Consider the following 22750-nt stretch of genomic DNA (forward strand, 5'->3'; position numbering starts at 1 on the left):
GTGGCATGCATGCACCGTTCATTGCGCCCCGCGAAGGAGCGCGCGCCCACGCCATCGCCGCAAAAGCGCCCGCACAGGCGCGCAAACAAGCCTTCAATAACGTGGCATACGCCTTGCTAAACGTCTGGCGGAGACAACAATGACCGATAAGCGACACGAAACCCGTTCGACCTGCTGCTACTGCGGTGTCGGGTGCGGCGTGATCATCGAACACGACGGCAGCCGTATCAGCGGTGTGCGCGGCGACCCCGAGCATCCGGCGAATTTCGGCCGGCTCTGTACCAAGGGCGCCACGCTGCACCTCAGCGCGCGTCCGGAAACGCGCGCCCTGTATCCGGAACTGCGCCTGGGCCGCGATGCGCCGCGCACGCGCGTGGGCTGGGACACTGCGCTCGACCATGCCGCCGACCGGTTTGCGTCCATCATCGATGCGCATGGCCCGGACGCCGTCGCCTTCTACATTTCCGGCCAGCTGCTGACCGAGGATTACTACGCCTTCAACAAGCTGGCAAAGGGACTGATCGGCACCAACAATGTCGACACCAACTCCCGCCTGTGCATGAGTTCGGCCGTATCGGCCTACAAGATGACGCTGGGCGCCGACGCCCCGCCCTGCGCCTATGAAGACATCGACCACACCGACTGCCTGCTGATCGCCGGCGGCAATCCGGCCTACGCCCACCCCATCGTCTATCGCCGCATCGAGGACGCGCGGCGCGCCAATCCGGCGCTGAAGCTGATCGTCATCGATCCGCGCCGCACCGACACCGCGTCCGACGCCGACCTGCATCTGCCGCTGCTGCCCGGCACCGATGTCTGGCTGTTCAACGCCATGCTGCACGTGCTGCTGTGGGAAGGACACGCCGACGACGCCTTCATTCGCGCACACACCGAAGGCTTCGACGCACTGCGCAGGCACGTGCGCGACGTGACGCCGGCGGTTGCCGCGCAAATATGCGGCCTGCGCGCCGAAGACATCGTCACCGCCGCGCAGTGGTTCGGTTCGGCGAAGGCGGCGATGTCGATGTGGTGTCAGGGCCTGAACCAGTCGCATCACGGCACGCACAACGGCACCGCGCTCATCGCGCTGCATCTGGCCACCGGCCAGATCGGCCGCCCGGGGGCCGGTCCGTTCTCGCTGACCGGTCAGCCCAATGCGATGGGCGGGCGAGAAGTCGGCGGCATGGCCAACCTGCTGTCCGGCCACCGTGACCTCGCCAACCCGGCACACCGGGCCGAAGTCGCGCGCCTCTGGGGCATCGACGACGTACCGGCGCAACCCGGCCTGACCGCGGTCGATCTGTTCGAGGGCGTGCGCAGCGGCCAGGTGAAGGCGATCTGGATCGCCTGCACCAATCCGGCACACTCGATGCCCGATCAGGCGCTGATCACCGAGGCGCTGCAGACGGCTGAATTCGTCGTCGTGCAGGACGCCTGCCGCAGCACCGAAACCGCCGCCTTCGCCGATCTGCTGCTGCCGGCGACCACCTGGGGCGAAAAGGAAGGCACGGTCACCAACTCGGAGCGCCGCATCACGCATGTGAAGGCCGCGCTGCCGGCACCCGGCGAAGCGCGCGCCGACTGGCGCATCGCCTGCGATTTCGCGCACGTGCTCGCACCCCGGCTCGGGCGCGATGCGATGAGCCTGTTCCCCTATGACAGCGTGGAACAACTGTTCAACGAGCACACCGAAACCACCCGCGGCCGCGACCTCGACATCACCGGTCTGAGCTACGCCCTGCTCGACCGGCTCGGACCGCAGCAGTGGCCCTTTCCCGCCGGCGCCGATGCCGGCCGGGCACGCCTCTACATTGAGCGCACGTTCGCGACAGCGGACGGCCGCGCACGCTTTGTCGTGCCGGTCACCACCACCACTGCGGAAAAGATCGACGCCCGCTTTCCGCTGCACCTGAATACCGGCCGCCTGCGCGACCAATGGCACTGCATGAGCCGCACCGGTCAGGTGGCGCAGCTGTACAGCCATGTCGACGAGCCGCGCGTCGAGGTGCACGCCGACGATCTGGCGCGCCGCGGTCTGGCCGACGGCGACCTGGTCCGCATCCGCAGCCGACGTGGCGACATCGTGCTGCGCGCCCACGCCAGCGCCGCCCAGCGACCCGGCAGCGCCTTCGTCGCGATGCACTGGGGGCGCAACACGCTTTCGAACAGCGGCGCCAATGCACTGACCGCAGGTCGGACCGACCCTTACTCGAAACAGCCCGAACTCAAGCACGCGGCCGTGCAGATCGCCCGCGCCGACCTGCCGCATCAGGCGCTGCTGCTGCGCACCGAAGCCAGCGACGAGGCCGCCGTCAGTGCGGCGCTACTGCGCTCGGAAGCGCTGGCTCCGGTGCTGGCCCGCTTTGCCTACGCCGCGCTGTCGCTGGCCGGCCGGGAGCGTCCGGTGCTGGTGCTGCGCATCGCGCACGACGCACCGATTCCGGACGACTGGCTGGCCGACATAGACCGCATCTGCGCGCTCGATGGCCCGGCCTGCCTGGTCTATCGCGACGCGCGGCGCGACATCACGAAGCGCGCGCTGATCGAGGACGGGCTGCTGACCGGCATCCGGCTGACCGGCGAAACCGCTGCCGCCAGCTGGCTGCGCGACGTGATGACCGGTCGCCAGCCGACGACCGACCTGCGGCGCTGGTTGTTCGCGCCGCTGGTCACGCCGCCGGTGGCCACCGCCACACGCGGGCGCATCGTGTGCAACTGCCTCGATGTGGCCGAGCCCGACATTGCGCTCGCCATCGATGCCGGAGCGGATCTGCTGTCGCTGCAGCAGTCACTGCTCTGCGGCACCTCATGCGGGTCCTGCGTACCCGAGCTGAAACGCATGCTGGAAGCACGACGGCAGGCGGCATAACAATATTTCGAGGAGACGAACATGAGCATGGAGCGATCGCTGCGATGTTGAGCCAACAGACCCTGACAGACATGCTGTCCGCGCTCGGACGCGGCGGCGAAGACGGCCGGGATCTGGCGGAAGAAGAGGCCTACGGCCTGTTCGCCGACATGCTCGACGGCCGCATTCCGGCGCTCGAGCTCGGTGCCGTGCTGGCCAGCCTGCGCTGGAAGAACGAATCGGCCGACGAACTGGCCGGCTTCGCGCGCGCACTCAACGAGCGCGTTCCGGTCATCGAACTGCCGCAGCATCGGCCTCGCATGGTGGTCATTCCGAGCTATTCGCGCGCCGGCCGGGCGCCCAATCTGATGCCTCTGCTCGCGCTGATGCTGGCGCGTCTCGAAGTGCCCGTGATGGTGCATGGACTCGTGGGGCACGGTGCGCGGGCGGGCAGCATCGACGTTTTCGAACGACTTGGCCATGGACCCTGCAGCAGTCTGGCCGACGCTCAGACGACGCTGAATTCAGGGCGCTGCGCGGTGGTACCGACCGAAATGCTCAGCCCCTCGCTCGACAGCCTGATCCGCTTGCGGGATCGCATGGGGAACCGGAACACGGCACACGTCGTGGCCAAACTGCTCGATCCGGCGCCGCTGCGCAGCCTGCGCGTCATCTGCGTGGCCGACCCCCAGCTGTTGTCGCGACTGCATGACATGTTCCTGCGCGCACCGGAGCGTGCGCTGCTGATGCGCGCCCCTGACGACGATTCATTCGCCGACCCCATGCGCCGACCGCGCATACAGATGTTCGAACACCAGACCGCCCGCACGCTGTTCGAAGCAGAAATCGGTACCCCGCAGCTGGTCAATCCGCTGCCTCCCGCGGAAGACATCGACGCGACCAGCGAATGCATACGTGAAATGCTGGAAGGCCACCGGGCCATCCCGCAACCGCTGCTCAACCAGGTGGCGGCCTGCCTGTTCGGCAGCGGTTCGGCGCGCGACCTGACGCATGCCAAGGCCACCGTTTCGCTCGGGTTGGCGCACGCAACACCGCACTCTGCCCACTGACGCTCACCGCCGGGATCGGTGCTGCGCGGCGTCAAGCGCCGTTGGCGGCCATCCAGGCAAGGCAGCGCTGCCAGCCGTCCCTGGCGTCGGCTTCTCGATAGCTCGGCCGGAAATCGGCGTGAAAGCCGTGCGGTGCCTCCGGATACAGCACGATATCCGAGCGTCGCGCAGCATCGGCGGGCGACTTCGTCAGCGCATCGCGCATGGCATCGACGTCGCTGTTCGGGATCCCCTGATCCTTGCCGCCGTACAGGCCGAGCACCGGCGCCTTGAGCGCGTCGGCCAGATCGATCGGGTGGTTCGGCGTGAGTTCACCCGGCAGGCCGTCAAGCTTGCCGTACCACGCCACACCGGCGCGCAGCGCGGGTTGATGCGCGGCATACAGCCATGTGATGCGGCCGCCCCAGCAGAAGCCGGTCGCCGCCAGACGTGCCGCATCGCCGCCGGACTGTGCGGCCCAGGCGACGCAGCTGTCGAGATCGCTCATCACCTGCGCGTCGCCGACGCGCGACACGATGCGTTCGAGTATTTCAGGCACGCTGCTGATCTTCGACGGATCGCCCTGGCGAAAGTACAACTCGGGCGCAATTGCAAAGTAACCGGCCCGGGCAAAACGACGGCAGACATCACGGATGTGTTCGTGAACGCCGAAGATCTCCTGCACCACCAGCACTACCGGCGGCTTCGCCGTGGCGGCCGGACGGGCAAAATACACCGGCAGCTTCTGAGCATCGGCCGTACCGACCTCGGCCATGCCGGTGTCCAGACCTGTCGCGGGCGTCGTGATGATCTGCTGCGCCATCACCGGCTGCGCAGCCAGTGCGAAACCGGCCACCGTTGCGGTACGCAGGAAGTCGCGTCGTTCCGGATCGCCCGGCAGGCCGCTTTCAGGTTTTGCTGCGCTCGAATCCACGGCCAGCCCTCCTCAGCGATTGATGAAGCCGGGCTCGCGTGCCGGCACCGAGTCGGAGAACTCGTTCAGCTGACGCGCCAGATCCATCTTGCCGGCGGTCGCCACCTGCGGCACGTAATTGCGGAACAGTTCGCTGATCGCCGCCCGCTCGCCGCCCTGGAACTGGCTGGCCACCGGGTACAGACGCTCGATCATGTCGATGCCTTCGGACCACTTGTTCTGCGCGGCACAGGCGATCGACAGTTCGGCGAGGCGACGGGCCAGCGGCAGATCCGGGGCGCTGCCGGCGCGCTTTTCCTCGATGGTCAGCGATTCGCGCAACAGCTCCTCCGCACCTTCCCAGTTGCCGAGCATGCGCTTCAGTTGTGCGTAGTTGTACAGGCGCTGCGACTTGGCATCCGGGGTGATCGCGTTCACATCCGGGTGCATCAGTGCCTTGTAGCAGAGCTCATCGGCCAGACCGATGTTGTTGTCGGCCCACGCCGCCCGGCATTCGCGGAAAAAACGGTCGGACTGGTTGTCCTGCGCGGCCGAACCCGCGCTCGCGCCAAGCAGGCAGAACGTCGCGGCAAGTGCCGTCAGCAGATGTTGGTGGCGGGTCATGGTCAGATCTCCTCGTGATGGGTACTGCGTTTTTTTCTGGCCTCAGGCGAGGCGTCTTCGGTATATCCACTGCGTGTCCGACGACGCCTCGCCGTCGAATGCGTAGCCGTCGACGGCAAAGTTTCGCAACGCCTCGACGTCATCGATGCGATGGTCGGCGGCATAGCGTGCCATCAGGCCACGCGCGCGTTTGGCAAAAAAGCTGATCACCTTGTAGGTGCCGCCCTTCCAGTCCTGGAACACCGGCTGGATGACTTCTGCCTTCAGCGTCTTGCGCTTCACGGCCTTGAAGTACTCGTCGCTGGCGAGGTTGACCAGTACCGGCCGCGAATCGTTCTCCAGCACGGTGTTCAATGCCTGCGCCGGCAGATCGCCCCAGAACGCATAAAGATCCCTGCCCGACGGATTGACCAGTCTGGTGCTCATTTCCAGCCGATACGGCAGCATCAGGTCGAGCGGACGCAGCACCCCGTAAAGCCCGGACAGGATGCGCACATGCTGCTGCAGCCAGTCCAGTCCGGCACGGTCGAGCGAACGGGCATCGAGTCCGTCGTAGACATCGCCGTTGAACGCCAACGCGGCCGGACGCGCGCGCGGAGCGTCGTAGTCCGGCGTCCAGTCGGCGTAGCGCGCGGCATTCAGCGCGGCCAGCGGATCGGAAATGCTCATCAGCGATGCGATGTCAGCCGGACTTCTGCGCTTCAGGATATCCACCAGCACGGCCGAGCGCTCCAGAAAATCGGGCCGCGTCGCGCGGGCGGCGGGCAAGGGAGATTCGTAGTCGAGCGATTTGGCGGGAGACAGGACGATTATCATGGGCGTAACGCGAACAGGATTGACCCCGTGATGGTAGCGTGCGCCATCGAACCCGTGCGCTGCTTGCCTGTCCCAGAGCTGGATGAAACGAATGGAGAAGAATGTGCAGCAAGTGCTGCAGGACTGCGGCGCACACGCAGCGGCCCGTCTGCGACGGTCCGCGAAACGTCTGACGCCCAACGAAAACGGAGGTGCCGCAGTGCGGACACCTCCGTTGTTCCGGCCGGGCAAGCATGCACTTCCCGGGTCATGCCGGACAGTTCATCCGGGGCTGCGGATTCGCCGCGGCCCCGGGAAAGGAAACCGGTTACTTCTTGTTGATCGACTTCTTCAACGCAGCGCCTGCGGTGAATTTCGCAGTCTTGGCAGCAGGAATCTTGATCGTGGCGCCGGTGCGCGGATTGCGGCCGGTACGGGCAGCACGCTTGCCGGTGGCAAAGGTACCGAAACCGACCAGGGTCACTTTTCCACCCTTCTTCAGTTCGGTCGTGACGGATTCGAGAAAACCGTCGAGCAGACGACCTGCTGCGGCTTTGGAAACGTCAGCTTTCTTGGCGAGTGCTTCGATCAGTTCTGCTTTGTTCATCTAAGTCTCCTTCTTCGTTATGCGCAAATGCGCGCGGGAAAACCTGCAGCGATGATAGTGAGGCGCAGCGCGCTCCACAAGCGGCTTTGCAGACTTTCTTCATGAATTTGCGCGCCCTCTAGCCACTTTTTCGCTGCCAAGCCAGTTCCATGCCCGATTTGGCATCCACACACCGATCCGGTTGGACACCCAGGTGCCCGAGGGGCATAATCCGCGACCATGAAATTTCTGTTCGATCTGCTGCCGGTCCTGCTGTTCTTTGCAGCCTACAAATTCGCCAACGCTTCGCCCGAGGCGTCCCATTCGCTGGTGACGCAGGTGCTGGGCAACGGTATTGCCGTCACCCAGGGGCCGATACTGATCGCCACCGCCGTCGCGATCATTGCGACGATAGGGCAGGTTCTGTGGCTGATGGCGCGCGGGCGCAAGGTCGAAATCATGCTGTGGGTCAGCCTGGGCATCATCGTCGTGTTCGGCGGTGCGACGCTGCTGTTTCATGACGCGACCTTCATCAAATGGAAACCGACCGTGTTGTACTGGTTGTTCGCAGGCACGCTTGCCGGTGCTGCTCTGTTCCTGAAACGCAACCTGATCCGCAGTCTGATGCAGGCCCAGATCGAACTGCCCGAAGCCGTGTGGACGCGGCTCAATCTGTCGTGGATCGGCTTCTTCGCAGTCATGGGCATACTGAATCTTTATGTTGCCTTCAGTTTCAGCGAAGAAACCTGGGTGGATTTCAAGCTGTACGGTGGCATGGGTCTCATGTTCCTTTTCGTGCTTGCGCAGGGGGCGATGCTGTCGCGTCACGTTGACGAGAAGAACTCCTGAATTCGGCCGACTCGACGTTTCTGATCCAGCCCCGCCTTTTCCTTTCCCCGACATTGCCGAGACCACAGAGGTGACGATGCTTTATGTTCTGATGGGTGAAGACGCGCCGGGCAGCCTGCCGAAGCGGCTCGCTGCGCGGCCTGACCACCTGCATCGCCTGCAGTTGCTGCAGGACGAAGGACGTTTGCTGCTGGCCGGTCCGATGCCGGCGATCGACGCGATCGACCCGGGCGAAGCCGGGTTCAGCGGCAGCCTGATCATCGCCGAATTCGATTCGCTCGACGACGCGCGCGACTGGGCTGATGAAGACCCCTACACTGTTCAGGGCGTGTTCGAGCGCGTCACGATCAAACCCTTCCGCAAGGTCTTTCCGTCGTGAATCAAGCCTTGACCATCGAATCCGCCATCCGCGAGCGGCTTGCCGCGCTTGAACCGGTGGCGCTCGATCTGGTCGACGAATCGCATCTGCACGCCGGACACGCCGGTGCGCGATCCGGCGGACGGCACTACCGGCTGTCCATCGAATCCGCCCGCTTCACGGGGCGACGGCTGATGGAACGCCACCGCCTCATCTACGCTGCACTGGGCGACCTGATGCAGCACGACATCCACGCCCTGTCGATCACGGCGCGCGCCCCCGGCGACGCGGATCCGGTTTGATCGACCACTTGTCCATTTGCAGTACCTGGCATTCACCCAGAAAGGTAACCCGATGAAACACACGTTCTCGATTCTGTCCCTTGCCGTCATGACTGCCTTCGCCATACCTGCGATGGCGCAGCAGAAGGCAAAGGAAAAGCCGGCAGCCGCTTCGGCCGAGGGCGTGCTCGCCACGGTCAACGGCAAGACCATCCCGCAGGGCCGCGCCGACATCATGGTGCGTAATCAGATCGCCCAGGGCCAGCAGGACGGCGAGCAGCTGCGCAACGCCGTGCGCGAAGAGCTGATCCGCCGCGAAGTGCTGACGCAGGCCGCCGCGACCAAGGGGCTGGACAAGAACGCCGCCCTGATGCACCAGGCGGATCTGGCCCGCCAGGCCGTGCTGATCCAGGCTTACCTGCAGGAATACGTTCGCGCCAACCCGGTCAGCGAAGCGACCGTAAAGGCCGAGTACGACAAGGTGAAAGCCGGTCTGGGCGACAAGGAATACAAGGCGCGCCACATCCTGGTGAAGACCGAGGACAAGGCGAAGGAAATCATCGGCAAGCTGCAGGTCGGCGAGAAGTTCGAAGATCTGGCCAAGGACTCGGAAGATCCGGGCTCGAAGGACCGCGGTGGCGACCTTGGCTGGAGTGCACCGGCACAATACGTGAAGCCGTTCTCCGATGCGCTGACCAAGCTCGAAAAGGGCAAGTTCACGCCGCAGCCGATCCGCACCGACTTCGGCTACCACGTGATCAAGCTCGAAGACGTTCGCGATCTGAAGGTGCCTCCGTTCGAAGAAGCCAAGGCACAGATCGCCCAGCGGCTCGAGCAGCAGACCATCGCGGCGCACGTGAACGAACTTCGCCAGAAGGCTTCGGTCAAATAGGCCTGCGTCCGGTCCCGGGTGCGCTTACCTCAACCTGCGTGTCATCGAGCCGTTAAAGCGGACGGATGAGATGAAGAAGGAGGACGCGAAATGTCTCGCGAAGCACCCGAACCCGGCGTCGAGCCGGGTGACCCGCTGACCATTCCGGCCGAGCCGTTCTGGCGCGTCTGGTGGCGTTTCTTCTGGCCTTTCCTGTACTTCCGTGACTGCACGCGTGGCAGCTGGCTGGAGCGCGTGCAGAGCTACCGTCACAACCGGTCGATGCGACGCTACCTGCCGGGCTTCATCCTGAAGTGGCTGGTATTCACGGCGTTCTTCTTCACCTTCGGCCACTTCTTCGACGATGCGGCCGGTCTGGTCATTCCGGCCGCCTGCTGTTTCGTGACCGGTACCTGGACCGGTGTGGTGTCGATCGTGCTGTTCATCGCCTGGGGATGGCTTGAACGTTTTCCGGAACTGTATTGAGTCGAACAGCGGGTGTCGCCTGACGCCCGCTGCCCTGCCCCTCAGCGGGCGGCCAGCCGCGCCGCCTGCTCCGCCACCCGCCGGCCGAACAGCCGTGCAGTCTGCAGGTCCCCATCCAGCATTTCGTCGACCGACGCATCGGACGGCGTCGAGGCCATCGCGCCGGCGAAGGACGCCACGTAGTTGATGTCGTTGCGCGTGGCGGCCTTGCTGTTGCTCGGCATCAGGCCGGTGCCGACCCACAGCATGCTGTGCTGCATCGCCAGCGTCACCAGGTAGTGCAGTGTCGAGTGCTTGTCACCATTCATAGAGGCGGAGTTGGTGAAGCCGGCCGCCAGCTTGTCCTTCCATTTCTGACCGAACCAGGGCTTCGAACTCGCATCGGCGAATTTCTTGAACTGCCACGACACGGTGCCCATATAGGTCGGGCTGCCGAACACGATGGCATCGGCGGAGGCCAGCGTGTCCCATGCCGCGTCAGGCACATTGCCTTCTGCATCGACTTCGATGGCATGGACTTCGGCCGCCAGTGCGGCGCCGTCGGCGACGGCCTGTGCCATGCGGCGGGTGTGGCCATAGCCACTGTGATAAACGATCGCTACCTGTGTCATGTCGGACTCCTTCGTCAAGATGCGGGGTTGCCAAGGTCGAACAGCAGCACATGTGCGCCCTGCCCGTTTTCAAACTTCACTTCCGTTTCATCGTCCAGCTTCAATGCGTCGCCGCCCTGCAGCCGCTGCCCATTGACGGTCAGCGCGCCATCCACCAGATGCACGTAGGCCTTGCGGCCGCGGGCCAGCGGGTGTTTGACCGACGCGTCGCCGGCATCGAGTCGCATGGCGAGCAGGGCCACATCGGAATGGATACCCAGCGCGCCATCGCGTGCCGGCGGATGGACCAGCGTCTGCAACCGCCCGCGTTGGGCAGCGCCTGGAAAGTGTGCCTGTGCATAATCTGGCGCGATGCCGCGCGCTTCCGGAAGCAGCCAGATCTGCAGCATGCGTACGGTGTCATCGCGGCCGTGATTCCATTCGCTGTGCAGCACGCCCTGGCCGGCGCTCATGCGCTGCACATCTCCAGTGCGCAGCACACCGGCATGGCCCATCGAATCGCGATGGGTCAGTTCGCCGGCCAGCACGACGGTGACGATTTCCATGTCGCGATGCGGGTGGGTGCCGAAGCCGCCGCCGGGCGCAATCGTGTCTTCCATCAGCGCACGCAGCACACCGAAGCCCATGTGCTCCGGATCGTGGTAATCCGCAAACGAAAAGCTGAAATGAGAGTGCCCCCAGCCGTGGTCGTCGAAACCGCGTTCTGAAGATTTGCGCAGACTGATCATGGCCCATCTCCTTGATTCATATGTCGATGACGGAATTCTGCTGAAGCGGAGCCCTGGCGTGTCCGCATGGCGCTGATATCATCGTTCAAAATATTTGATCTCAAGCCAGGCGCGATCGCACGGCCTGCCACCTGCCCACTTCACATCTGGACACCCGATGAGCGACCACGACCACCCGCTGACACCGGAAGCGATCCGCCTGATCGCCACCATCGATGAAGCGGGCAGCTTTGCCGCCGCGGCACGCGTGCTCGGCAAGGTGCCGTCGGCGCTCAGCTACAGCGTGCGTCAGCTTGAAGACGCGCTTGACGTGCTGCTGTTCGATCGCGCCAGCCGCAGCGCCGTGCTGACGCCGGCCGGTCGCGAACTGCTGTCCGAGGGGCGGCGCCTGCTGATCGAAATGGATGCGGTCGCCAGTCGGGTGAAGCGGGTCGCCAGTGGCTGGGAAGGTCAGCTCGCGATCGCCGCCAATGCGCTGCTGTGCCCGCACACCTTGCTCGACCTTGTGGACGCCTTCTACAGCCAGCGCGACACCGCCCGCCTGCCGCCACCGACGCGTATCCGCCTGCGCCAGGAAGTGCTGTCCGGTACCTGGGAGGCCCTTCTGACCGGTGCGGCCGACCTGGCGATCGGCGTCGATGCCGACGACAGCCGGGTCAGCGGCGTTCAGATCGAGCCGCTGGGCGATATACGGTTCGTGTTCGCGGTGGCACCGCAGCATCCGCTTGCACGCATCGAGTCGGTGCTGACACCCGCCGTGATTCGCGCGCATCGTGCCGTCGCGGTAGCAGACAGCGCGCTGAAGCTGTCGCCGGTGTCGCGCAACCTGCAACCCGGCCAGGATGTGCTTACCGTGCCGACACTCGACATGAAGATCGACGCGCAGCTGCGCGGACTGGGCTGCGGCTTCCTTCCGGAAAGCCGCGTTCGCGGGCACATCGCAGCGGGACGTCTGCTGGCGAAGGACACCGGTGACACAAGGGTCTGCGGCTTTTCGATCGCCTGGCGCAGCGGCCCGCGCGGTCGCGCGCTCGACTGGTGGCTGCAGCAGCTGGCGACCCCACGTACCCGAACCGCACTGCTCGAGGGTGTGCCCGCATGAACGACAGCCCGCTTCCGATCATCCTGTTGAGCGGGTTTCTGGGCAGCGGAAAGACCACGCTGCTGAATCGCCTGCTCGCCTCACCCGGCATGTCCGATACGCTGGTCGTCATCAACGAGTACGGCGACGCCTCGCTCGACCATCTGCTGGTGACCCATTCGGCGGAACAGCCCGTGGTCGAGCTGCCGGGCGGCTGCGTCTGCTGCAGCCTGCGCGGCGACCTGGCGCAGACGCTGCGCGACGCGCACTGGCGCTTCGCGCGCGCCGGACGCAGGCAATTCGAACGCATCGTCATCGAAACGACCGGTCTCGCCGACCCGGCGCCCATCCTGCGTACGCTGACGCAGGACGCCCGCATCGCCGCGCGCTACCGCCTGCGCTGCACACTGACCGTGGTGGACGCGCTGCACGCCGCCGGCACGCTGGCGACACAGGATGAAGCCGTGCGCCAGATCGCCGCCGCCGACCGCCTGCTGATCAGCAAGTCCGATCTGACGGACGCCGACGCGCTCGGTGCGCTGCGTACCAGGCTTGAAGGCATCAATCCTTTTGCGCCGCAGACCGACCTTCAGTCGACGCCCGACGGCGCTGAATTGATGACGCTGCTCGACGCGCCACCACTCCTACCGGCCCGCTTCCGGGCGGTGATGACGGATGCACCGCACGCCATCCGTGCAGACAGCTTTGCCTTCGACCGGCCGATTGCCGCCGAGCGACTGGACGCCTTGCTCGCCGGCTGGCCGCACATCGCAGGACCTGGCCTGCTGCGCATGAAGGCGCTGCTCGATGTCGAGGGGCACACCAGGCCGGTGGCGATACACGGCGTGCAGCACACACTGCATCCGCCAACGCCGCTGGCGGGCTGGCCCGACGCGGTCCGCGGCTCGACCGTCGTGTTCATCACGCGCGGCATCGCCGCCGAAGCACTGCGCGAATATGTGGCGCTGCTCGGGCTCGATTGAACCTGCAGCCAGTTACATCGCTCACAATAGGGTCTTGCGTACGCCCTGCCTCGCCCGAGCCCATCACCCATGTCAATTGCCACCCGACGGCTCGATGAAATCGAGTTCGACAACCTGTTCGTGCGCAGCCTGCCCGCCGATCCTTCGGCTGACATGCGTTCGCGCCCGGTCATCGATGCGTCCTACACGCTGACGTCACCGACGCCGGTCGCGGCACCCGAGCTGCTGGCCTGGTCGGACGTGCTGGGCGCCCAGCTCGGTCTGCGCCGCCCGGCGCGCGTCGATGCCGCGGTCGAGGCGCTGGCCGGCAATCGCATCCTGCCCGGCATGCAGCCCTACGCGGCGCGCTACGGCGGCCACCAGTTCGGCAACTGGGCCGGCCAGCTCGGCGACGGCCGCGCCATCACGCTGGGCGAGATGATCGATACCATGGGTCAGCGGCAGGAACTGCAGTTGAAGGGCGCCGGCCCGACGCCTTACTCGCGGCGTGCCGACGGCCGTGCCGTGCTGCGTTCGTCGGTACGCGAATTCCTGTGCAGCGAAGCCATGTTCCACCTGGGCGTTCCGACCACGCGCGCGCTCAGTCTGGTCGCGACCGGCGACCGGGTGGTGCGCGACATGTTCTACGACGGGCATCCCGAATACGAGCCGGGCGCCATCGTATGCCGCGTGGCCCCCAGCTTCGTGCGCTTCGGCCACTTCGAAATCCTCGCGTCGCATGAGGAGCTCGACCTGCAGCGCCGGCTTGCCGACTGGGTGATGACGCACCACTTCCCGCACATCACCGGGTACGCCGACTGGTTCGCCGAAATCTGCCGCCGCACGGCGGTGCTGATGGTCGAGTGGATGCGCGTCGGCTTCGTGCATGGCGTGATGAACACCGACAACATGTCCATCCTCGGCCTGACCATCGACTACGGCCCTTACGGCTGGCTCGAAGGCGTCGACATGATGTGGACGCCGAACACGACCGACGCCCAGGGCCGGCGCTACTGCTACGGGCGCCAGCCGCAGATCGGCTACTGGAACCTGACGCGACTGGCTGCCGCGCTGTCGCCGCTGATCGACGATCAGGCGGCGATCGATGCCGCACTCGAAGGCTACGAGCAGACCTTCTCCGACCGCTGGACACGCATGCTGGCCGACAAGCTCGGTTTGCCGGCAGCAGCGGACGAAGCGGAACAGGACATGCGCAGCGAACTGTTCCAGTTGCTGCAGGCGGAGGAATGCGACTTCACGATCTTTTTCCGCGCGCTGGCAGAGGTGCCTGTGGCGACAGCCCTCGCCGGCGATGCGGCTGCACTGGCGCCGCTGCACGAAGCCTTCTACAGCGCTGATGGCCCTTCCGCTGACCACGGTCGCGCGCTGCTTGCGTGGCTGCAGGGCTGGGCTCAGCGCGTCACGGCCGGCGGCGAAGCGGACGCGGCGCGCATCGCACGCATGAACGCGACCAACCCGAAATACATCGTGCGCAACTGGCTGGCGCAGCGCGCCATCGACGATGCGGGCGCCGGCGACACCGCGATGATCGAGCGACTGCTGAAGATGATGCAGCGGCCGTACGACGAACAACCTGAATTCAATGATCTGGCCGGGCGCCGCCCCGAGTGGGCGCGCAACAAGCCCGGCTGTTCCGCCCTGTCCTGCAGTTCATGAACCACCTTCCACCCCGATGAATCCATCCACGCACAGCCTCACCTCTCACACCTTCCACGGCCTGGAAGCCGGACCGCGCCTGATCGTGCTCGGCGCCGTGCACGGCAACGAAATCGGCGGCACGCGCGGCATCGAGCGCGTGCTCGACGAACTGGCGCGCGGCGACCTCGTCATCGTGCGCGGCACCGTCACCTTTGTACCGATCACCAATCCGCTCGCCTGGACGCTGAAGCGGCGCGCCGGTGACCGCAACCTGAACCGCAATCTGCGCCCGGTGGCCGAGCCGCAGGACTACGAAGACCGCATCGCCAACGTGCTGTGCCCGCTGCTCGCCGCGCACGACGTACTGCTCGACCTGCATTCCTTCCACACCGGCGGCGAACCGTTCGCCATGCTGGGGCCGCAGGACAATGACGGCACGCTGGAAGCCTTTTCACACGCGGCCGCCGAAGAGGCGCTGGCGCTGCGCCTCGGTGCGCGCCGTCTGGTCGAGGGCTGGCTCGACACCTACGCGACCGGCGTGCGCAAGCGACTGGCCCGCACCGCGCCCACCGAACGCGCCCACCTGTTGTCGACCGATCCGGACTACGGCATCGGCACCACCGAATACATGCGCCGCATGGGCGGCTATGCCGTGACGCTGGAATGCGGCCAGCACGACGATCCGGCCGCGCCTGAATTTGCCTGGCGCGCCATCCGGAACACGCTGGCGCACCTGAAGCTGGTCGAAGCGCCCGCGCCGGCGGCGCGCGACAGCTTCGAACTGCTGCGCCTGACTGAAGTGATCGACCGGCTGCACCCGGACGATCAGTTCGCGCGCACCTGGTGCAGCTTCGACCCGGTCAGCGCAGGCGACGCGATCGGCACCCGCCATGACGGTACCCCGGTCATTGCGCCGCAGGACGGCTACATCGTGTTTCCGAACCCGACCTCGACACCGGGCAACGAGTGGTTCTATTTCGCGCAGCGCAGCACGCGGGCGCTGCACCGGAACTGAGCTAGAAGCGCCAGCGCAGGCTGGCGTAGCCATTGCGTTCGGGCATCGGGTAATAGGTTTCCGAAAAGGCGATGGTCGAATACACCTTGTCGAACACATTGTTGATGCCGGCCGCCAGTTGCGCACCGCCGCCCAGATCGAGGCGCAGCGCAAGATCGAACACCGTGTAGGACGGCAGTTCGGCGAAGCTGCGGTTGTCGAGGTCGTTGCCGTCGAAGCGCCGACCGGCGTGGCGCGCGGCGACGATCCAGCGCAGCGACGGCGTCTGCAGCCACTCCGCACGAGCATTCGCGGTCCAGCGCGGCACCAGCGGAATGTCGGCGTCAGTGCCCTTGAAGCGTGGCTGCACATACCCGGCGTTGGCAGCGAACAGCCAGGCGGCCGACGGCTGCCAGCGCGTTTCGAGCTCCACGCCGGTGCGTTGGGTCGGCAGGTCGTAATTGCGGTTCACGCTCGGCACGCCGGTGCTGTCGAAGTAGATTTCATCCTGGTTGCGCAGGCGGAACAGCGTCAACCCGAGCGAAAGACTGTCGTCGGGCTGCAGGCGCACACCGGCTTCGATCGTGCGACCGCGCTGCGCGCGCAGATCGGACGACGCCAGCGCCAGTTCGTCGATGTTCGGGGTGCGGAAGTTGCGCGACACACTGGCAAAGGCGACCAGCGCCTTCACCGGCTGCCAGCTCACACCCAGCTCCGCAGCATGGCTTTTCGTGCTCGACGCGTAGCGGCTGTCAGATTCGAAGCCGGTGACGCAACTGCCCGGAATTTCCACCGGAATGAAGCCCAGTCCCGGAATGAACACGTTCTGGAACTGGCAGGTGCGCCGATAGGTGGCTGCTTCGGTGCGGCTTTTCGTGTCATCGCTGCGCCAGCCGGCGTTCAGGCGCAGCGCATCGGTCGCGCGGAACACCGTCTCGGCATACCAGGCCTGACCGTTCAGGTCGCCGGTACGCACTCTTGACTGGTCGATCACGGTGCGGCCGACGTCGCGCCGCAGGTAGTCGGACGACTGCGTGACAAAGCCCGCACCGAAAGAATGGATGCGGCCGAAGGCGCTGTAGTCGAGGTCGTAGCGCAACTGCACGTCGCGCCGCGTCGATTCGATCGTGTATTGCTGATCGCTGAGCGGCTGTGCCGGATTGACACCGATCAGGTAAGGATTGTCGCGCGTACGGTGGTCGGTCTGGAATTCGACCAGACCGAAATCGCCCAGATCGAAGCGCCACAGCGTGCCGAATTTGCGGTCGTCGGTGCTGCCGCCATCCAGCGGCGACGCCGTGCTCGAACGACGCAGCGCAGCACTGCCGGACAGGAAGCGTTCGCGCGACACCGGACCGGGCAGCTTGTATTCATCGGTGTGGCGCGACACGCGCAGCAGCACGTCCATGAAGGACAGCGCTCCGTCCGGCATGATGCGCAGTTCCGCCGCTGTATCGCGCCGGCGCTGTTCGTCGTTGTCCCGGTAGCCGTTGCCGTCGAGCCGCCCGACATCGATGCGGCCAGACAGGGGCCCCGCGCCGCCGGACGCGCTGAAGCGCAGTTCATGCGTGTCGTACGAAGCGGTGCGCGCCTCGAATTCGCCCTTCAGCGGCCCGTTGCGCGGACGCCTTGTCAGTACGTGGATGATGCCGCCCACAGCGCCGTCACCGTAGCGCACCGCGCCACCGCCACGCAGCACTTCGATGCGTTCGACCTGGGACAACGCGACCGACGACAGGTCGGCGCCTGACAGATCCGATGCGTTCAGCCTGACGCCATCGACCAGCACCAGCACATTACTGACCGCCGTGGCGCCGAAGCCGCGCATGTCGACGGTGGCACCCTTGTCGCGGCCGAAATAGCTCTGGATGTTGAGGTTGGCTTCGCGACCCAGCACTTCGGCCACGGTGCGCGATGGTGAATGCTCGATGTCTTCGGTGGTGATGACGGACACGCTGTGCGGCACCATGCGCAACGTGTCGGCCGCCGACGGTGCGCTGATGACGACTTCGTCGAGCTCGTGCACGCGCGGCGCCGAAGCCTGTGCAAGGGCCAGGCCGGGCAACACGGTCAGCAACAGCAAAAGGCGGAAGCGATGCATCAATGCGCATCACCCGCGAACCGTGGAGGGCGCGCGGGTGATTCCTGGACCGATCAGCCGCGACGGCGACGCGCGACCGCGCCGACCAGCGCCAGACCGGCCAGCAGCAGCGCTGCCTGTTCCGGTTCCGGCACCGCGGTGACGGTCAGATTGTCGAGTGCGAAATAGGCCGGCGTGTTGATGCCGAATTCACCGCTGTCGCTCGAAACCAGCGCGAACTGCAGACTGCTGACCGTGCCGAGCGCCGCGAGATCGACCCAGCGCCAGTCGGTCACCACGTAGTCCTGCGCGTTGTCGGCGAACCGGTAGTCGGCCAGCATGAAGTCGACGCTGCCGGTGGTCGCACCGCCACCGTCCTTGCCGATGATGGTCAGCTTCAGATAGTCGGGGTCATTGCCGCTGGCGCCGCCGAACTTCTTCGAGAAGCCGAACACGGTGTCGCCGTCAAGCATGGTGCGTCCGGTGAACGTCGTGTTGGTGACGTACGCACCCTGCACGCTGACCGCCGACGCAAAGCTGATCGTCGGCGCGCCGAAGTTGGCGATCGCGTAATGGGCCGATCCGTCGACGCCGCCGCCGGTGATCGCGCTGTGCTGGTTGGTGTAATTGCCGGTCGTCGTGTCGGTGCGGTTGGAATACACCCAGTCAACATGGCAGCAGCCGCCGCCGAAGTCCGAGTAAGTGTGATTGAAGGTGGCGGCTCCGCTGGAGAAGGTGGTCGTCACTTGCGGGAAGAAGTGGCTTTCGGACGCCAGCGGCACGTCTTCGAACGTGGCAACCGAGGGCGTCGCTGCATGCGCGCCATGGCTGACTGCCAGTGCGCCCAGCGCGAAGGCGAGAAGTGTCTTGTTCATGTCAGTGATCTTTCGTGGTGAGCTGGGGCGGCATCAGCCGCGGCGACGGGCGACCAGACCGAGCAGGCCGAGTGCGGCGCAGTACATCGCCCATTGCGACGGCTCGGGCACGGCCGGCAGTGCCGCGTAGTGGATGACGCCGACCGCGTCGAGGTCGAAGCCGCTGCTGCCGGTGGTCGGATACGGGTCGTAGATGGGGTGCGGGCCGCCGAATTGGGCCGGGAAGCTGTCGAAGGTCGAGCCATTGCCGACGACATCGATCAGGCGCACGTACTGCACCTTGTTGACATCCAGACCGGCGACGCCGCTCAGCACATCGAGATCGAACGGCGTACCGAAGCCGGCGCGGTACTTGCCGGCCAGACCGTCGATATTGGTCGGGTCGATCAGGCCGAAGCCGCCGACCGGGCTGGCGGTGAAGGAGAAGTTCGGAAAGCGGAAAAAATCGGTACCGTTGGACGACACCTCGACGAACGCCAGTTCGAGGAAGGTGTCCATGAAGCCGTTTTCGAACACCGCGAAATCGGCGCCCGCACCGTTCGTGATGTAGCCGCCGAAGGTGAGCGTGATGCTGCCGCCGTCGCCGAGCACGACGATGTCGGTCGCGCCGCCCTGGGCAACGCCCAGTCCCTTTTCCGGCGTTTTCCACGTGGCATCGACGTTTGCGCCCGGCAGGTAGTCACGGTAGCCGGTCGCCCACTGGACGAAAGCCGGACTGTCCTTGCTGATGGCCGTTGATCCGGGCTGACCGGCGGCCGGCGCGAACGGGCCGGCCTGGGCGGAGCCGGCGAATGCCAGCCCGATGAGGGATGTGAGAAGAATGGTACGCATGCAGACCTCCTTGCAGCGCCGGCAGCACCCGCCGGCGAATTGCGGAAATCCGATGATCTGAAACGAACGGGAAGCGACGCACGACCTGCGCGGAAGAACGACCGGGCAACGGAAATACGCACCTCCGCCGCCCACCGCAGCCATCGGTCAAATGCGTCAGGCCGGTCTCCGGGCTCGCGAGGGAAATGTGCGATCCGCCTTCCCATGCATGGCGCACAGTGGCTGATTGGATCGCTACGACTCGCTTACCGTTGCGGGGGCAGCGCCGGGATCGCGACCTGATTGCAGGCACTCACCGGACTTCCCGTTTCACCCCTCGCAGCGAACGCTGGTCAGGACACCTGAAGCACGCGCAGGGTAGCCGTCAGCCTCACCTGTCGTCAATGACAATACTTGATGCAGGGTCAAAAAAAACCGGGGCACTCGGCCCCGGTTTCAAACTAACGATTGACGGATCAAGCCGTTACCATTTTCGCCTGACCGCCGCCGTAGGTCGTCAGTCGGGTCGGCGTCCCGCCCTTCTTCAAGCGCACCGCGCAGTACTTGAACTCCGGAATCTTGCCGAACGGGTCCAGCGCTGGATTGGTCAGCATGTTGGCGGCGGCTTCGTAATACGCGAACGGGATGAACACGGCACCGATCGGCACGTTGCCATCGACACGCGCGTACAACGCGATCTTGCCGCGGCGCGATTCGACCGTCACCACCTCGCCCGGCCGCAGTTTCAGCTTCGCCATGTCGGCCGGGTTGATCGTGACGGTCGCGATCGGCTCGATGTTGTCGAGAACCGACGCCCGGCGCGTCATCGAGCCCGTGTGCCAGTGCTCGAGCTGGCGGCCGGTGATCAGCACCATCGGGAAATCGGCATCCGGCTTTTCGTTGGCGCTGATCAGCTTGGCCGGCACCAGCTTGGCGCGGCCGGACTGGGTCGGGAAGCGTTCGATGAACACCACCTCATCGCCCGGGTCGCCCTCGTTCTCGCACGGATAGGTGACCGAGTGCTCCGCTTCCAGCCGTTCCCACGTGATGCCGGCGATCGAGTGCATCGCCTTGCGCATTTCGTTGAACACGTCCTTCGCGCCGTCGTAGTGCCAGTCCAGCCCCATGCCGTTGGCCATCTGCTGGATGATCCACAGGTCCTGCCGCGCATCGCCCGGCGGATTGATCGCCTGACGACCCAGCTGCACCTGGCGGTCGGTGTTGGTGAAGGTGCCGGTCTTCTCCGGGAAGGCCGACGCCGGCAGCACGACATCCGCGAAATAGGCGGTTTCGGTCAGGAAGATGTCCTGCACGACCAGGCAGTCGAGCTTGGCCAGCGCATCGCGAGCGTGCTCGACGTCCGGATCGGACATGGCCGGGTTCTCGCCCATGATGTAGCAGCCGTTGAGCTTGCCGGCATGGATGGCGTCCATGATTTCGACCACGGTCAAGCCGGGGTTGGCATCGAGGCGGCTGCCCCACAATTCTTCGAACTTGTCGCGGATGGTCTTGTTGCCGACCGCCTGATAGTCCGGGAACACCATCGGAATCAGGCCTGCATCGGACGCACCCTGCACATTGTTCTGGCCGCGCAGCGGATGCAGACCGGTGCCGCGACGACCGATCTGGCCGGTCATCATGACCATCGAAATCAGACAGCGCGCATTGTCGGTGCCGTGCACATGCTGCGACACGCCCATGCCCCACAGGATCATCGACGCCTTCGAGGTCGCGAACATGCGCGCCACCTCGCGCAGCGTTTCGGCCGGAATGCCGCAGATCTTGGCCATGCGTTCCGGGCTGAAATCGGCCACGTTCTTCTTCAGCGCATCGAAACCCGAGGTGCGGTCGCGCACGAAGGCTTCGTCGACCAGACCTTCTTCGATGATGACGTGCATCATCGCGTTCAGCATGGCCACATCTGTGTCCGGCTTGAACTGCAGGAAGTGCGTGGCATAGCGCTGCAGGTCGTTGCGGCGCGGGTCGCACACGATGAGCCGCGCCCCCTGCTTGACCGCGTTCTTGATCCAGGTGGCGCCGACCGGGTGATTGACCAGCGGATTGGCGCCGATCAGGAAGATCACGTCGGAGTGCAGCACATCGCGTACCGGGTTCGACACCGCGCCCGAACCGACCGCTTCCAGCAGCGCGGCGACCGACGAGGCGTGGCACAGGCGTGTGCAGTGATCGACGTTGTTGGTGCCGAAGCCGGTGCGGATCAGCTTCTGGAACAGGTAGGCCTCTTCGTTCGAGCCCTTGGCCGAACCGAAACCGGCCAGCGCGTTCGGCCCCTTGGTGTCGCGGATCGTGCGCAAGCGGCTCGTCGCGTACTCGATCGCCTCTTCCCAGCTGGCTTCGCGGAACGCCGACAGCGGATTGGCCGGATCGACGACAAAATTCTTGTGCTTCGGTGCATCGGCGCGACGGATCAGCGGCTTCGTGAGCCGCTGCGGGTGACGCGCGTAGTCGAAGCCGAAGCGGCCCTTGACGCACAGGCGCTCTTCGTTGGCCGGGCCGTCGCGGCCGGTCACCATCAGCACGCGGTCGTCCTTGACGTGATACGTCAGCTGGCAGCCGACGCCGCAGTACGGGCAGACGGAATCGACGGTCTTGTCCATCTTCACCATGCCGACACCGCCGGCCGGCATCAGCGCGCCGGTCGGGCAGGCCTGCACGCATTCGCCGCAGGCGACGCAGGTCGACGCGCCCATCGGGTCGTCCTGGTCGAACACGATCTTCGACGCCGAACCGCGGAAGGCATAGCCGATGACGTCATTGCCCTGCTCTTCGCGACAGGCGCGCACGCAGCGGTTGCACTGGATGCAGGCGTCGAGGTTTACGCTCATCGCCGGATGCGACTGGTCGCATGCCGGCTGATCACGGCCTTCGAAGCGCGACCCGGTGACGCCGAGCTTGTCCGCCCAGTGCGCCAGTTCGGAATCGGGCTTGTAGGTCTGGTCCGGCATGTCCGACAGCAGCAGTTCGACCACCATCTTCTGTGCCTTCAATGCGCGCTCCGATTCGGCTTTCACATTCATGCCGGGCGTCGGTGCGCGGCAGCAGCTCGGCGCAAGCACGCGTTCGCCGTCGATCTCGACCACACAGGCGCGGCAGTTGCCGTCCGGACGGTAGCCGTCCTTGTAGCAAAGGTGGGGGATGTCCACACCCTGGCGGGCGGCCGCCTGCAGGATGGTTTCGCCGACACGGGCCGTCATCGACTGACCGTCCAGGGTGAATTCGATCGATTGCGCGATCACCGAAGCATCAATGGGTGCATTCATTTGGGTTGC

The 22750-nt window shown here is 65.5% G+C and carries 21 protein-coding genes and 1 riboswitch; of the genes, 11 read left to right on the plus strand and 10 right to left on the minus strand.

The window, feature by feature from the left end; translation table 11 throughout:
* The first annotated feature begins 139 nt into the window (after positions 1-139).
* Complete coding sequence (locus NMQ16_RS01045) at positions 140-2869, plus strand: nitrate reductase (RefSeq protein ID WP_257078605.1); 2730 nt, start codon at positions 140-142, stop codon at positions 2867-2869.
* Positions 2870-2913: 44 nt separating this feature from the next.
* Positions 2914-3918, plus strand: a complete 1005-nt coding sequence (ybiB, locus tag NMQ16_RS01050) for a DNA-binding protein YbiB (protein WP_257078606.1) — start codon at positions 2914-2916, stop codon at positions 3916-3918.
* A gap of 31 nt (positions 3919-3949) precedes the next feature.
* Here the strand turns inward: ybiB and NMQ16_RS01055 are convergent, their stop codons facing one another.
* From NMQ16_RS01055 to NMQ16_RS01070, 4 genes are all read right to left on the minus strand, one after another.
* Entirely contained in the window at positions 3950-4831 is an 882-nt protein-coding gene (locus NMQ16_RS01055; protein ID WP_257078607.1) for a dienelactone hydrolase family protein, read from the minus strand.
* A gap of 12 nt (positions 4832-4843) precedes the next feature.
* Positions 4844-5434 (minus strand): hypothetical protein, encoded by a 591-nt coding sequence (locus NMQ16_RS01060; RefSeq protein ID WP_257078609.1) that lies wholly within the window; start codon positions 5432-5434, stop codon positions 4844-4846.
* A gap of 42 nt (positions 5435-5476) precedes the next feature.
* Positions 5477-6250, minus strand: coding sequence for a peroxide stress protein YaaA (yaaA, locus tag NMQ16_RS01065; RefSeq protein WP_257078610.1), 774 nt, complete (start codon positions 6248-6250; stop codon positions 5477-5479).
* A gap of 307 nt (positions 6251-6557) precedes the next feature.
* On the minus strand, positions 6558-6836 hold the full coding sequence (locus tag NMQ16_RS01070) for an HU family DNA-binding protein (protein ID WP_069040239.1): 279 nt from the start codon (positions 6834-6836) through the stop codon (positions 6558-6560).
* Between the two features lie 219 nt (positions 6837-7055).
* Between NMQ16_RS01070 and NMQ16_RS01075 the strand changes: the two genes are divergently transcribed.
* The 5 genes from NMQ16_RS01075 to NMQ16_RS01095 all read left to right on the plus strand — a co-directional run bounded on the left by NMQ16_RS01075 (position 7056) and on the right by NMQ16_RS01095 (position 9660).
* Positions 7056-7664 carry a septation protein A gene (locus NMQ16_RS01075; RefSeq protein WP_257078612.1) on the plus strand — a complete coding sequence of 203 codons (609 nt, stop codon included), beginning with the start codon at positions 7056-7058 and terminating at the stop codon, positions 7662-7664.
* A gap of 76 nt (positions 7665-7740) precedes the next feature.
* Positions 7741-8043, plus strand: coding sequence for a YciI family protein (locus tag NMQ16_RS01080; protein ID WP_257078613.1), 303 nt, complete (start codon positions 7741-7743; stop codon positions 8041-8043).
* Complete coding sequence (locus NMQ16_RS01085) at positions 8040-8324, plus strand: BolA family protein (protein ID WP_257078614.1); 285 nt, start codon at positions 8040-8042, stop codon at positions 8322-8324. Before NMQ16_RS01080 ends, NMQ16_RS01085 begins: the two co-directional genes overlap by 4 nt.
* Positions 8325-8376: 52 nt before the next feature.
* Positions 8377-9195, plus strand: a complete 819-nt coding sequence (locus NMQ16_RS01090) for a peptidylprolyl isomerase (protein ID WP_257078615.1) — start codon at positions 8377-8379, stop codon at positions 9193-9195.
* A 90-nt stretch (positions 9196-9285) separates the two neighbouring features.
* Entirely contained in the window at positions 9286-9660 is a 375-nt protein-coding gene (locus NMQ16_RS01095) for a hypothetical protein (protein ID WP_257078616.1), read from the plus strand.
* A 41-nt stretch (positions 9661-9701) separates the two neighbouring features.
* Here NMQ16_RS01095 and NMQ16_RS01100 read toward each other — a convergent pair whose 3' ends face one another.
* Both NMQ16_RS01100 and NMQ16_RS01105 read right to left on the minus strand, forming a co-directional pair.
* Positions 9702-10271: a flavodoxin family protein gene (locus tag NMQ16_RS01100; protein ID WP_257078619.1), complete on the minus strand. Its 570-nt coding sequence runs from the start codon at positions 10269-10271 to the stop codon at positions 9702-9704.
* A 14-nt stretch (positions 10272-10285) separates the two neighbouring features.
* The gene (locus tag NMQ16_RS01105; RefSeq protein ID WP_257078621.1) at positions 10286-10999 is read right to left on the minus strand and encodes a pirin family protein; all 714 of its coding nucleotides are present in this window, start codon (positions 10997-10999) and stop codon (positions 10286-10288) included.
* Positions 11000-11156: 157 nt separating this feature from the next.
* Between NMQ16_RS01105 and NMQ16_RS01110 the strand changes: the two genes are divergently transcribed.
* From NMQ16_RS01110 to NMQ16_RS01125, 4 genes are all read left to right on the plus strand, one after another.
* A complete protein-coding gene (locus NMQ16_RS01110; protein ID WP_257078622.1) occupies positions 11157-12101 on the plus strand; it encodes a LysR family transcriptional regulator in 945 nt (314 codons plus the stop codon).
* Positions 12098-13063 (plus strand): GTP-binding protein, encoded by a 966-nt coding sequence (locus NMQ16_RS01115; protein WP_257078625.1) that lies wholly within the window; start codon positions 12098-12100, stop codon positions 13061-13063. Before NMQ16_RS01110 ends, NMQ16_RS01115 begins: the two co-directional genes overlap by 4 nt.
* Before the next feature lie 69 nt (positions 13064-13132).
* Entirely contained in the window at positions 13133-14719 is a 1587-nt protein-coding gene (locus NMQ16_RS01120) for a YdiU family protein (protein WP_257078627.1), read from the plus strand.
* Positions 14720-14735: 16 nt separating this feature from the next.
* Positions 14736-15716 (plus strand): succinylglutamate desuccinylase/aspartoacylase family protein, encoded by a 981-nt coding sequence (locus NMQ16_RS01125; RefSeq protein WP_257078629.1) that lies wholly within the window; start codon positions 14736-14738, stop codon positions 15714-15716.
* Between the two features lies 1 nt (position 15717).
* Here the strand turns inward: NMQ16_RS01125 and NMQ16_RS01130 are convergent, their stop codons facing one another.
* The 4 genes from NMQ16_RS01130 to fdhF all read right to left on the minus strand — a co-directional run bounded on the left by NMQ16_RS01130 (position 15718) and on the right by fdhF (position 22741).
* On the minus strand, positions 15718-17796 hold the full coding sequence (locus tag NMQ16_RS01130; RefSeq protein ID WP_257078630.1) for a TonB-dependent receptor: 2079 nt from the start codon (positions 17794-17796) through the stop codon (positions 15718-15720).
* A 53-nt stretch (positions 17797-17849) separates the two neighbouring features.
* Entirely contained in the window at positions 17850-18650 is an 801-nt protein-coding gene (locus NMQ16_RS01135) for a DUF4465 domain-containing protein (RefSeq protein ID WP_257078632.1), read from the minus strand.
* A 33-nt stretch (positions 18651-18683) separates the two neighbouring features.
* Positions 18684-19481: a PEP-CTERM sorting domain-containing protein gene (locus NMQ16_RS01140; protein ID WP_257078635.1), complete on the minus strand. Its 798-nt coding sequence runs from the start codon at positions 19479-19481 to the stop codon at positions 18684-18686.
* Positions 19482-19622: 141 nt separating this feature from the next.
* A riboswitch (cobalamin riboswitch) is annotated at positions 19623-19841 on the minus strand.
* A gap of 95 nt (positions 19842-19936) precedes the next feature.
* On the minus strand, positions 19937-22741 hold the full coding sequence (gene fdhF, locus NMQ16_RS01145; RefSeq protein WP_257078637.1) for a formate dehydrogenase subunit alpha: 2805 nt from the start codon (positions 22739-22741) through the stop codon (positions 19937-19939).
* Positions 22742-22750 lie beyond the last annotated feature (9 nt).

The sequence above is a fragment of the Methyloversatilis sp. XJ19-49 genome (genome assembly GCF_024580145.1).
Lineage (GTDB): Bacteria > Pseudomonadota > Gammaproteobacteria > Burkholderiales > Rhodocyclaceae > Methyloversatilis.